This is a genomic window from Bacteroides galacturonicus, from assembly GCF_003096855.1.
GTDB lineage: Bacteria > Bacillota > Clostridia > Lachnospirales > Lachnospiraceae > Lachnospira > Lachnospira rogosae.
Genome location: NZ_QEOA01000003.1, coordinates 371,280 through 384,539, shown reverse-complemented (window position 1 = coordinate 384,539; position 13,260 = coordinate 371,280). Strand labels below are relative to the sequence as shown.

At 29.6% G+C, this 13,260-nt stretch carries 9 protein-coding genes; 3 read left to right on the top strand and 6 right to left on the bottom strand.

The window, feature by feature from the left end:
* The first annotated feature begins 260 nt into the window (after nucleotides 1–260).
* Nucleotides 261–1,436 carry a DUF4317 domain-containing protein gene (locus C7390_RS04535; RefSeq protein ID WP_022501288.1) on the top strand — a complete coding sequence of 392 codons (1,176 nt, stop codon included), beginning with the start codon at nucleotides 261–263 and terminating at the stop codon, nucleotides 1,434–1,436.
* Nucleotides 1,437–1,604: 168 nt separating this feature from the next.
* Here C7390_RS04535 and C7390_RS04530 read toward each other — a convergent pair whose 3' ends face one another.
* From C7390_RS04530 to C7390_RS04510, 5 genes are all read right to left on the bottom strand, one after another.
* Nucleotides 1,605–3,563 carry a methyl-accepting chemotaxis protein gene (locus C7390_RS04530; protein WP_318255880.1) on the bottom strand — a complete coding sequence of 653 codons (1,959 nt, stop codon included), beginning with the start codon at nucleotides 3,561–3,563 and terminating at the stop codon, nucleotides 1,605–1,607.
* 570 nt (nucleotides 3,564–4,133) lie between these two features.
* Nucleotides 4,134–5,012 (bottom strand): L-serine ammonia-lyase, iron-sulfur-dependent, subunit alpha, encoded by an 879-nt coding sequence (sdaAA, locus tag C7390_RS04525; protein ID WP_055306483.1) that lies wholly within the window; start codon nucleotides 5,010–5,012, stop codon nucleotides 4,134–4,136.
* 3 nt (nucleotides 5,013–5,015) lie between these two features.
* Nucleotides 5,016–5,681 (bottom strand): L-serine ammonia-lyase, iron-sulfur-dependent subunit beta, encoded by a 666-nt coding sequence (gene sdaAB / locus C7390_RS04520; RefSeq protein WP_055175341.1) that lies wholly within the window; start codon nucleotides 5,679–5,681, stop codon nucleotides 5,016–5,018.
* 120 nt (nucleotides 5,682–5,801) lie between these two features.
* On the bottom strand, nucleotides 5,802–6,011 hold the full coding sequence (locus C7390_RS04515; protein ID WP_022501284.1) for a hypothetical protein: 210 nt from the start codon (nucleotides 6,009–6,011) through the stop codon (nucleotides 5,802–5,804).
* A gap of 606 nt (nucleotides 6,012–6,617) precedes the next feature.
* On the bottom strand, nucleotides 6,618–7,364 hold the full coding sequence (locus tag C7390_RS04510) for an acyl-[acyl-carrier-protein] thioesterase (RefSeq protein ID WP_022501283.1): 747 nt from the start codon (nucleotides 7,362–7,364) through the stop codon (nucleotides 6,618–6,620).
* A 1,674-nt stretch (nucleotides 7,365–9,038) separates the two neighbouring features.
* Here C7390_RS04510 and C7390_RS04505 point away from each other — a divergent pair.
* Together C7390_RS04505 and C7390_RS04500 are read left to right on the top strand one after the other, a co-directional pair.
* Entirely contained in the window at nucleotides 9,039–9,869 is an 831-nt protein-coding gene (locus tag C7390_RS04505; protein ID WP_022501637.1) for a ParA family protein, read from the top strand.
* Nucleotides 9,869–11,074, top strand: coding sequence for a ParB N-terminal domain-containing protein (locus C7390_RS04500; RefSeq protein WP_022501638.1), 1,206 nt, complete (start codon nucleotides 9,869–9,871; stop codon nucleotides 11,072–11,074). Before C7390_RS04505 ends, C7390_RS04500 begins: the two co-directional genes overlap by 1 nt.
* Before the next feature lie 594 nt (nucleotides 11,075–11,668).
* On the opposite strand, the gene C7390_RS04495 is transcribed toward C7390_RS04500, so the two are convergent.
* Nucleotides 11,669–12,847, bottom strand: coding sequence for a hypothetical protein (locus C7390_RS04495; RefSeq protein ID WP_022502177.1), 1,179 nt, complete (start codon nucleotides 12,845–12,847; stop codon nucleotides 11,669–11,671).
* Nucleotides 12,848–13,260: the final 413 nt, after the last annotated feature.

The window sequence follows — 13,260 nt, the reverse complement described above, 5'->3', positions numbered from 1 at the left end:
TTAACGAACTTATATGTAAAATCTATGTAAATTAAATATACTATACAATGTATTCACATCTATACCAAATTAATATATTTATAGTATATCACACTATATTTTTACTGTACATATATATTTTAAAACTTATATACTTTTTATATATTCAATTAGATAAATTTCAACTAATACTAATTACATTTTTCAATGCATTATGATACAATAAGAAGCACTGAATTAGTATGCCGTTATCTATACACCGGCATTTATGGAGGATTAATATGACAAGAAAAGAGATTAATGAAATCAAATCACAATTCAATATAGAAGACTGTGGAATTCTTAAATTATGCGGATGTTATGTTGATGGTGAGAAGAATAAAGTCACAACTATTAATGAAACATTCCTCAATCTTCCTGAGGAAGAACGCCATAAATATATAGATATATTTAAAAAATGTCTTTCTGGCACACCAGGACGTAACCTTATTGATATGCAGTTTACTCTTGATGCCTACGGCGATAAACAGCCTCACGATTTTCTGCTTGAGCTAAGAGACAGCGAATTAAAAGACGAGAATAAACTCAATGAATTATATGATAAAATAATCGCCAACTATTATTATCCTGGCAACTACTTAATTCTTGTAATCAATCAGGCATATGATGTTCCGGGTATGACTGCAGATAATATTGCTATGGAAGACGCTTCTGATGAAGTGTATAACTACATTTTATGCTGTATCTGTCCGGTTACTCTCTCTAAACCTGGGCTTGGATATTTTGAAAATGATAAGACTTTCCACAATCAGGTTCAAAGCCATATGGTTGACAATCCTGACATAGCATTTCTTTTCCCAGCCTTTAATAATCGGAGTTCTGATGATGAAAAAATTCTGTATCACTGTAAAGATATAGATGATTTCCAACAGAATTTTCTTACATATGTACTTAGCTGTGAAATTCCACTTCCAGCCAATGTACAGAAAGAAACCTTCAATGCATTAGTAACTGAAACACTTGGTGATGATTGTAACTATGAAACTGTTAAAAATATTCACGACAACCTCAATGAAATAATTGATGAACACAAAGCTGTTTCAAGCGCTCCTGTAATGCTTGATAAGACTGAAGTTAAGGAAATTCTTGAAAAAAGCGGCGTAAAAGAAGAAAAGCTTGCTGACTTTGAAGAACATTTTGAGATGGCTGCTGGAGAAAATGGAAAACTTGCCGCTAACAATATCACACCTTCAAGAAAATTTGAAGTAAAGACACCCGATGTTGTAATCAAAATCAATCCTGATAAAACCGACCTTGTAGAAACCCGTGTAATTGACGGAAAGCAGTGCCTCGTTATCCAGATTGATGAACATCTTGAAGTAAATGGAATTTCTGTTAATCCTGATACCGGCGAAGTAATTGACCGCAATGAAAATACTAATAACAATATATACTAGATTAATTATGCAATAAAATAAGCATTATTGTATACAATAATACTTATAATAAAAAATACCGCATTAATGTGTAACATATTCCAAGTTATGGAATATCCACATTAATGCGGTATTTTTTATTATTTATGCACTAAACAGATGATTATAATTCACATATCTGCTTATGTACTATATCTTAAAGAACTTCATTTCTGAGTTAAGCTTCTCTGATATCTTCATCAAATCATTAGCAGTTGTTGAAAGCATACTAATTGTAGCTGTAAGCTCCTGCATTGAAGCTGTTGTTTCCTCAGCTGATGCAGCATTCTGTTCAGAAATAGCGGAAAGATTAGCTATTACGTCATTAACCTGTTGTCTTGCGTCATCACAGGAACCTACATTAACCTCAATTGCTGCTGTCTCCTGTCTTGATACATTAATGCCATCACTAACATCAACAAAACTGTCCCTTGTCGCATTAAGCTTAACGACCTGCTCATTAATAAGAAGCTTTGTAGAATTCATCTCTTCAACAGTCTTTTCTGATTCCTGCTTAAGATTTTCAATTATCTGCTTAATCTCACCAGCCGCTTCATCTGACTGTGATGCAAGCTTCTGTATCTCAGATGCAACAACTGCAAATCCTTTTCCCGCTTCACCAGCCCTTGCTGATTCGATTGAAGCATTTAGTGCTAAAAGACTTGTCTGGTCTGCTATATTAGTAATGAATGCAGCTGCTTCTCCAATCTTGCCAACCGATTCATTAGTAAGCTCAATCTGATCTGCAATCTTATTAACTGCTTCTGTAGTATGGTCATTAGACTCAGATAACTCAACCATAGTATTCATTGAAGTATCACCTGCGTTACCCATAACATTAGCCGCCTGTGTAAGATTAGATACCTTCTCAACAATATCCTCAATAAGCTTGCCCATATTAGCAATATATGATGAAGCATTCTGGATTTCCTCTGCCTGCGACACAGCTCCTTTTGATATATCTTCAACTGCACTTGATATTTCTTCTGTAGCCTTACTTGACTGGCTCGCTGTAGCCGCCATCTCATCTCCAGACTTATATAACTGATCTGCTGATTCTGTAAGTCCTGTCACAATACCATTAAGTTTGCTGATAAGTGCCTGTACAGAACCCGCCATCTCTCCAATCTCATCATTACGCTTTAACATATTAGGATCAACCTTCATAGTTAAATCACCATTAGACAGGGAAACAAATAATCTGTTGACTGTCACTAAAGCATTAGCAATTTTTCTGGAAAGCATCAATGATATCACTGCTATTACTAAAAGAACAATAATTGTTACTCCCACAAGTGCTATAACCTTCTGTATAATAAATGATGTTATAGCTGTTCTTGGTTCTCCAGCAAATAACATACCCACAATATTGCCGTTATAATTCTTTAATGGAAGATATACACCTGTATAATCAACTCCATCAATATCGATATGATCTGCTTTATATGTCTCTCCTGTCTTAACCTTTTCCCATACTGAATCTGGTGCTTTAAGGCTCAACATTCTCTTATTATTAGAATCTCTTAATGATGTTACCTTGGAATCAACACCATAAAAGATTGCAATATCTGCATCATTATCATCTGTAAACTTATCAATTCCGTCCTGCTTCTGTGAAAGATTAGTATCACCTTTAAAAATGTTACCATTATTATCGACACGCCAATCACCAGAATATGTATTATCATAACTTGACTTTGTTGCCTCTGCTAGAAGCACAAGTCCATTAGATGCCTCTGCATTCATACCAGCTGACATATTAACAATTGCAATAATAAGCACTACTGTAATACCCACAACTGTAGGAAGAACAGAACTAGCTATAAGTCTTGCTTTAATACTCATCTTAAGTCCCGGCTGTCTATACTCATTCGATGTGTTATTATCATTAGAAATATCCTTATTCTTAACTGACTTCTTAGACTTACTCTTAACAACCTTAGGCTTGTCAGCTTTCAATTTATCTTTTACAGGCTGCTTAGCTGATTCCTTCTTTCCAAATCTTTTAGACTTTGGAACTTTTACCTTCTTATCCACTTCTGATACAGCTTCCTCGCTATCTGCTTCAGGCATCGTAGATTCAGCATCAACCTTTGTTGTATCTTCCATACCATAACCTCCTAGTTTCTTATATAACATAGAATATATCATTTCATATCGTTGAAGTATTATAACATAAATAAATATAAATGTTCTACATTTTTCTACTCTTTTTGCACATATTTTCCTGTATTATTAGATATAAATTAATCCCATTCAGCAAGTGTTCTATAAATAAAAAAGTTCCCCGGTCTGGGGTGACCGGGGATGAGTAGAGGGGATAGAAATATAGTCAAGTATATTGGCTTTGGAGATTGTCCAATATACTTTCGTCCAAATTAAACTTAGTATCAGGTTCTCAAAAATATAACCAAACAAACATCATCTAACTTTCAAATATCATAACCTGACACAATCTATTATAATATCTTATTAAATATTGTCAATTAATAATTAACCTAAATTAACATTAAATAATAAAATCTTTCTCATCAGTTAAATATCAATATGCAAAACAATTATTAATATCTACCTGACACTTTTACATATTATAATAGGTTACTTTTAATATAGCAACTGAAAAATTGTATTTTTTATACTTTTTTAATGATTTATTGTCCTGTGTTATTATTATAATAATTAATCTGTCACTTTGTCAAGCTCTCTTTTAATTAATTCTGCCGTTGGTGTTATAGCAAGACCTTCTCTGGCTGTTTCTTTTAAACTTGATGGCATTGCCGCACCAATTCTCTGCATTGAATCAATAACTTCATCTGGTGATATTACACTTTTAATACCTGCCATAGACATCTGTGCAGCCGTTATTGCATTCATAGCTCCCGCAACATTTCTTTTAATACAAGGAACTTCTACAAGTCCACATACCGGATCACATGCAAGACCTAACATACTCTTTAATGCCAATGCACTCGAATTAACTATCTGCATGCTATCTCCTCCCTGAAGAAATGTCAACCCTGCCGCCGCCATTGCACTTGCACTTCCAATCTCTGCCTGACAGCCTCCTGATGCACCGGCTATAGAAGCATTTTCTGCTATAACTGCTCCAATTCCTGAAGCAATCAGCAACGCCTTAACCATATCATCTTCAAGTGCCTTAAAATATGTTTCATATGATATAAATACCGCTGGAATTACTCCACAAGAACCCGCTGTAGGTGCAGCTACTATTCTACGCATACACGCATTAGACTCCCCCATTTTAAGAGCTTTTTCCATAACCATTCCAACAAAATCTCCACATATATTCCGGCCTGATTTGTTATATTGATACATCAGCTCTCCGTCACCACCTGCCATCCGGCTTGGTGACTTAAGAGATTTATCATAATTATTATCTGCAGTTTTCATAGCTTTATACATCAGACGCATATTTTCAAAAATCTTATCTTCGGAAACCATACGCTCGTGTGCATTATCCATCATAATAACCTGCCATATCTGTGCATTGTTCTTATGACATAATTCCACCAAATCATTTATAGAATGATAATTCATTATTTAATCTCCCTTTTGCGATAAATATGTTACTTTAGTTATTCCTTCAACCTTTTTGAGCCATTCTATGCCTTCGCGTGGTATCTCCTGATCACATTCCAGAACCATTACTGCATCACCGCCTCTGTTAGAACGATACAACTGCATAGTTGCAATATTCACGGATTTGTGTGCAAGCATTGATGTCACTTCACTAACGTGCCCCGGCTGATCCTGATTATGCACAACTAAAGTTGGATAATCTCCCGAAAAATTCGTTGTTATTCCATCAATCTGTGCGATATTTATTCTTGAACCACCAAGTGACTCACCTACAACCTCAAGCTGCTTTCCAGAAATACCTGTTAATATAATCTGTGCACTATTAGGATGTGCTTCTTTCAGCGTTGATTTTCCAAATGTCACCTTTATTCCTTTTTTTTCGGCAATCTCCATACTATGTGGTATTCTCATATCATCAGGCTGCATTCCAAGTAGTCCTGCAACTATAGCCTTATTAGTTCCGTGTCCCTTTCCTGTATCAAGAAAAGAACCATACAGCAAAATATTTGCTTCCTTTATCTGTTCTCCCATCAACTTCTGGGATATATATCCAATCCTTACCGCACCCGCTGTATGTGAACTTGATGGTCCAACCATAACCGGACCAATTATATCAAATATATCCATTAAATCCTCCGTGAATCCAGATGCTTAAAATATATTTAATAATATTTACTCTGAATTATTGTGAACTTGGTATTAATAATTTTGTCTATCATTCTATTTGTATTGTTTTATTTGAAATATTTACTTCTTTCCTACTATATTAGAAAATGTATCTTCTAAGCTCTTTCCTACTGATTTCATTGCATCACCAAATTCATCAGCCATACTTTTAGCCTTCTTATCCAGTTCATTTTCTTTTACATAATCTGTAACCTTATCCGCCGCATTATTAGTGACGTCAACAGCTTTACCAACACCTCTTAAGACCTTTTCTTTATTAATAAATCCCATTATTATCAGCTCCTCTTTTATTTATTAATCTATCAATCTGTTAGCTTTTAAATTATAAATCCATTAATCAATTTCTAACTATATTTAAGTTTATATATCAATAACTGGTCTAATCGTAAACTACTCTGTTCAATCAATTTCTAACTGTATTTAAGCTTATATTGTTATTATACATTTATTTTATAATTTATATTATATCATAATTTCTACGTTGCTTTTCCACGCATATGAAGTTTCGAAGAAACTTCTAAGTGACTACGAAGTAGTCATATTATATCATATTTTTTGTGCAGCTTTTCAGCACATATAAAGTTCCGTAAGGAACTTTTAAGATGAGCACTCTTGTGCTCATTATATCATATTTTCTGCGTTGCTTTTCCACGCATATGAAGTTTCGAAGAAACTTCTAAGTGACTACGAAGTAGTCATATTATATCATCTATTTTATCATTTAAACATAATGTTTATATTACAATATATTCTTTAATACAATATTGGATTTATGTCACATAATATAGTTTTATATTACAAATACAGTTATATACTGTGATTTCAACATAATTATACTTTTTAATTTCAACAGTATTACTTTTTCTATATAGTTACCTATAATAATTTCAATTCAACTACTGCATTCATTTTATTATCTGTTTCAAATATGACAAGGCAGTTATAATTATTATCTGTAAGACATTTTATTTTTATGTTATCATTCTGCATAATTTCTTTTTTATATTCAATTCTTATATAGTTAAAATCTACATTTTTATAAATATCTTCTGGAACAGCTTCTAATGCTGCTTCCAAATAGCTGACATTATGTAAATGTCCATTAATATCAATATCTCTTCTCTGTATTAAATATGGCTTTTCTGTAACCATAATGTTATCTGGCAGATTATCCAAATCAGGAAGCTCTATCTTCTTTATCTCCTCATCGAATACATTTTTTTCTGTTTCAGTACCGTATATATCGTTCATTTTGTTGTCTAAAATAATAGGTCTGCGTCTTACCAAATCCATATATAGCCATCTTGAAGTACCTATTGCACATAACTCACCATTCTGGTCGTATAATTCAAAATCCCTAAATGCACATAGTCTATCAGACTTTCTAGACCATGTGCTTGCATCTATATATTCATTGTAAGCTGGTCTTTTAAGGATTTTTATCTTCCAATCCAGCAATACCCACGCCTTTTTATTAATAGCAGATGCCGATACCCCCAATCCAACCTTATCTGAATGAGAACCAGCAATATCCTCCATAATCGTAACGATTCTTTTGTTGTCTATCTTATTCTCTCTTCCAATATCCTCTAACTCTACTTTATATCTTTCTTTATATATCATTATCTATATTCCTCAATATATTCATTATATGTTAACTATGTGTATGTTTAAATAAAAGCATATCAGCTGATTAGTATTAGTTAATTTATATTAATATTTTAGTGATTATCACTTGTTACACCTGTAAATACAAGCTTTAACTATTAGAATTTTTTAGTATTTATTCTAATTATCAACGCCTAATCTATATGTATTAATGCTCATATTATACATTTAATAATACTTTATTGTTTTACAGTACGGCCGTCTGATGTGTGCTTTATCTAATAATTATTATTGTTCATCATCCAATATCTGTTAGTGTTCTTATATTATAAATGTTATGAGTTGAAATATCCATAAAAAATCAATTAAATGTGTGTGGTAGTTACATAATTGCAAATATAATCTGCAACTATATATGATTATTTAATAATCTAAAAGCAATATAAATGTTTCACGTGGAACTCAAAACATTTGTTTGTAATATCGTTACTAATTACTATAATTGTATAGATTATATAAGTTTCATTAGTTATAATATTTTAGATTTAATTATATTGTTTTAGATTTATTATAATTAAATATATTATTGGTATTATGTATTATTAATCACTTTTTAATAATAGTACTCAAATAAAGTGAACTGAGTTCACTTTATTATATTCCTTATAATATATGTCTTATCAATATGTATAATACCACTTTATGAATTAATTCAATTATATTTAATAATATATTTGCTGTATTTTTTTTATTTATAATTATATATAGATATTAAAGCATTATCCAATAATCATATATAACAATTAAACTAGATTATTAATATTGATAAACAAATTCAAATTGATAACTTAATATTATGTATGTGCATAATGCTTTGTTTATATAGAATTATAATTAAATATCAAATATATAATCTGGACATAGAATCCCACCATATAATTCATATAGATAATTTTATTTATTGAACTCAGTTCACTTTTAGCTGTGTATAATATTATAAATACTCATTTATATCATTATAATTTTGAACTCAGTTCATAATTTTTTATAAATCATTTTATTATTTTTGTATTCTTTCTATTTTATTTATGCGTAAATACTCACTTAATCCATCAATTATATTATGCATATCTATATATGCTTTCTATGTCAGAGTTTTATTATATAGAATCTAAAAATCCTTAAAATTCTTTATAACACTATCATTACAATCTATTATTACAATCATTACAATTTGATATCAATGTAAATCATAAAGGAAATGACTATATATTAATTATAATAATGAATTTATTATTAATTTCATATCTTTCGGCAAAATTGAATTAAGAAATAATCTAAGCATATATAATAGATTACTACAAAATAATATATATCAAAAATATTAAGTAATTTATTCTTATTTATTATATAAATATACCTTATTATATTTTAAATTTATCTATCAATATTTAGAAACCTGTTTACTTATTACATAAGATTATTGGATAATGTTTTAATATCTATATATAAATATGAATAAACAAATAACAGTAAAAATATTTTAAAATATTTTTCTACATTTATAAAAATTGAACTGAGTTCACAAAAAAACTTAACATAAATATTTTTAAATAATATAACTTTTGTATTGATAAAACGTAATTTTGTTGTATAATAAAATTAGATTTTAATGAAAGAAGGACAATAATGAGCGAAGTAATAAGTTTAATTAACGAAAAGGGTGGTGTAGGAAAATCATCCTCAGCCATAACAATTGCTCAGATTTTATCTATTTCTGGCTATTCTATATTATTAATAGACTTAGACCCACAGATGAATACAAGTAAAATGTTTGGCAAAAGTGAAGAAGGTAAGGATATTGACTATGAACAGCTGTTTTGTAGTAAATTTGATGATAAAGCTACTGTTATGAATTACATTTCTACAACAGACTATGAAAATATATCTATACTTTGTGCCTCAAGAGAATTAAACAATCTTATATATAAAATATACGATGAGAGTAAAGAATCTAATGTAGAATTATGTTTTAAACATAATCTTAGTCTATTAAAAGATGATTACGACTATATTATAATAGACAACTCACCTTTTAAATCATACCTTACAACATGTGCTATGTGTGCCAGCAATAAAATCATCACACCTATATGTGTTGATAATTTTTCATATGATGGTTTAATGTCACTTTTTGATACGATTGAAGATCTCAATGCTAAATATGCACTTTCTATTGAATTTGCAGGTATGTTTATGACCAGAGTGGCAGGAAGAACAACCTTATATAAACAAATGTTTGAAAGTTATGAGAATATGTTTGGTGACAAATTCCTTCCTGTGTCAATAAGAAATTGCATTGCCGTCAATGAATCTAATACATTGTTTGAACCATTACTCACATATGATAAGAGAAGCACCGCAGCTCAAGATTACATAGAATTAGTTAATTATCTTGGACTTATGGATAATAAACATTACAGAGAATTAGCAAAATATCTTAAAGGAGAGAAGAAATAATGGCTAAGAAATCATTTACTGCTGGTGGTACTAAGACAGGTATCCTTAATTCTGACGGTGGAGAAAAACTTAAAGAAATTCAGGCAAAGACACAATACAATTTTAAATATATTCCTAAAGATAAAATTGTATCTAACCCTAAAAATGAAATGTATGCGCAGGATGGCATTAATGCACTCAAAGAAAGTATACTTGTTAACGGTCTAAGACACAATTTATCTGTATTATATGATTCTGACAAAGATATATATCGTCTTATCTCTGGTGAAAGAAGATATCACGCCATATCAGAAATGGATGAAAAGGATTACCAGACACTTTTTCCTGCTGGAATTCCCTGTAAAGTTGAAAAGTCTGATATTACTGAAATTGACGAAGAAATTATGCTTATCTCAGCCAACCACGATGTAAGAGAATCTTCAATGGAAGTTAAAAGATGGGAAGTAAGCCGTTTAAAAGAACTTTATGAAGCTAAAAAGTTAAACGGCGAAATAAAAAATATCAATGCAGAGATTGCCAAACAGCTTAATATATCAGAAAGACAAGCCCGCAAATATACAACAGCAGAAAAGCTTATTCCTGAATTAAGTGAATTACTCAATAACAATGGCATAGATCTTAACCAGGCTGATAAATTTGGTAAGCTTGATGAGGATGCACAGAAGAGTATATTAAATATTCTTCAAAAAAATGGCAACATTGAAAATGCAGAATTTCAATCTATCAAGAAGATATCTGAAGAACGTGCTAAAGAAGCTGCCAAATATAAGCAGGAATTAGAAGAAGTAACCAGAGAGCTTAACAAAAAGAATGAAACTTTAGAAATTCTTGAAAATAAAATAAATGAAATTTCTACAAATACTGATAAATCCAATTCCAAAATAGATATTGAAGAGGAACTTCGATATATGACTGAGGCTAAGAACAAAGCTGAAAAGGAAAAGGCACGTCTTGAAAGTAATATGGAAAAGATGAAGCAGCAGCAACGTGAGAAAGAACAACGCAAGACAACAATTTCAGATAACGAATTAAAAAGAATATCTTCAATTGCTAAAACAGAACAGGCACTTGCATTATTTGAATCAAACTTTGATATCATTAAGAATAACAAGTCTATTATAAAAAATGATACTGATTTAAAAATAAGAGTAGAAATTTTAAATCAAAGATTAACTGATTTTATTAATTCACTAACCAATAATTAATATATTATGTCCCCAATTCTAATAATATTAACATAGGAGTTGGGGATATATTATTATTATTATTAATCGTAATCATATAAATATCTATCTATCTATCTATCTATCTATCTATTTATCTATATCCATATTAATATATATAACAATACATATATTTAACATATATTGACAAATTAAATTAACATAGACACAGTATTTATAAGGCTTTCAACATTTTTTTATAGTTCATTAGTTACTAATTCAAAGTCGGATATTTTTTTTTGAAGAATAATTTTTTTATAAACAAGTCTATTAATTATTATTCTGGTCTATTATTTTCATGAAATGTCTTTTTAATAATTATTATAGTCGAAAAGGATAAAAATATGGTTGAAAAGTTTCCATATGTTAATAAATCTTCAATATAAATGTTATCAAAATTTGTTAAATTAGTATTTTAATTATATATTAAATAAATTATAAAAGGAATCATTCATAAAAATTGAAAAAAAGAAAATAAAAAAAATGAGCAGCCTGCTTTTTTTATTAAAATTAATTAAGAATATCACATATATTGATATAAAAATCGAATACAAGACACGAAAATAAGACTGCTTTTTAAGCAGCCTTTTTTAATTTACTAACATTAGCACGAATTATCGTTGATACAAGACCAGGAATATTTTTTATAGATCGTTCATACACTATATATTGTCTATAGATATCTGCTAACGCATACATCAATAAATCGAAAGAGTAGTGAACGGCTATATTTGCTAAATCCTCCAAATCAAGTTTACTGATTTTAATCAATTTATAATTTGATATATTAGTGTCTATATTAATAAATTCTCTAAAACGTACAGGTGGAATATCACCTGAGTTAATGTTAGGAATTACTGTATTAAAATCATTAATAAATGACTTTAACCGGTCAATATTTTCTTCTAATAGAATTTGTTTTTGCTTCTTAGCAATATATCTTGAAGAAATTTCAAATCTTATGATATTATCATTAATAGTGACATTAAAAATATCAGCATCTGAATTAGACATATGTTGTTTTATAATGCAAGGCTTGCAATACTTAGGAAGCATATGTCTTATTTCAGATATTGATTTGTGATCCACGCTTGCCTGACCCTTAAGATTAGAACTATCAAGGTTGATAAGCTCACGCAAGTAAATTCTTAATGTTACAATTGAATTAATATCAAAAAGTTTAGTAATTAATTCCTTAGAAAGCACTAAAAATCCCCTGCCGTTTTTGTTAGCAGGAAGGTAATAATTCTCATAATCATTGATAAGCAATGAAATAATAGATGATGAAGTTTTGGAATATGATATATAAGTATAAGATGATAATATGTCAAGATTATTCCAAATCGTCTTAATGTTGCATTTAAGAATAGATGCCAATTCTTTGATATTAATTTCTTTTATAATCCCAAAACGATCCGGATGATAAAAATGTAATAACATAAATAGCTTAAGTGCATTTGATTTTAACATAGGTCTATAGCCATAACGATTTTTTTCATTATGATATATCTTTTTAGTTACGTTCTTAGTTGTGAGAATTCTATGTGGACAATTGTTACAATTATCAATAGCCATTTTGTAGATATCATTATCGCTGGAGAAGGATTCGATAATTGCTTTATATTTACAAGTAGAGCAGTTATCATTTGAGTAATCGGTAACTTCAACAGAAGAATCAATAATTGTTGTGTAATTTTGCTGAATACCAAGAGCCTGAATTAATACAGCTTTGCCTATATTTGTAAAATTATCCAAAATTCCCACCTCCTTTTTATGGATAATTTAACAATATTATCAAATAAAATCAAATTCTTGTTTTTACTCAAAATTTATCCACATAAGTGTATTTTTTAACTTGTTTTACTCTAAAATTGTCTACTTATCCACAAAATCAAAGTGTTTTACTCTAAAATTATCTACTTAATTTAATAAAATTTTTTTTGTAGAAGTCAAAATAAATATTTTGTGGATTTTACTACTTTTTTATCTACATATAGTTAACAGCTATCCACATAGGGTAGTGGTATTTTAAGGAAAATCAGTATTTAAGCCAAAAATGTAGACATTGTGGATAAAATTTCAAAAAAAAAATGTAGAAAAAGTATTTATATACAATATATAAATATATAAATAGAATAGAAAATTGGAGAAAAATCAATAAAAAAATG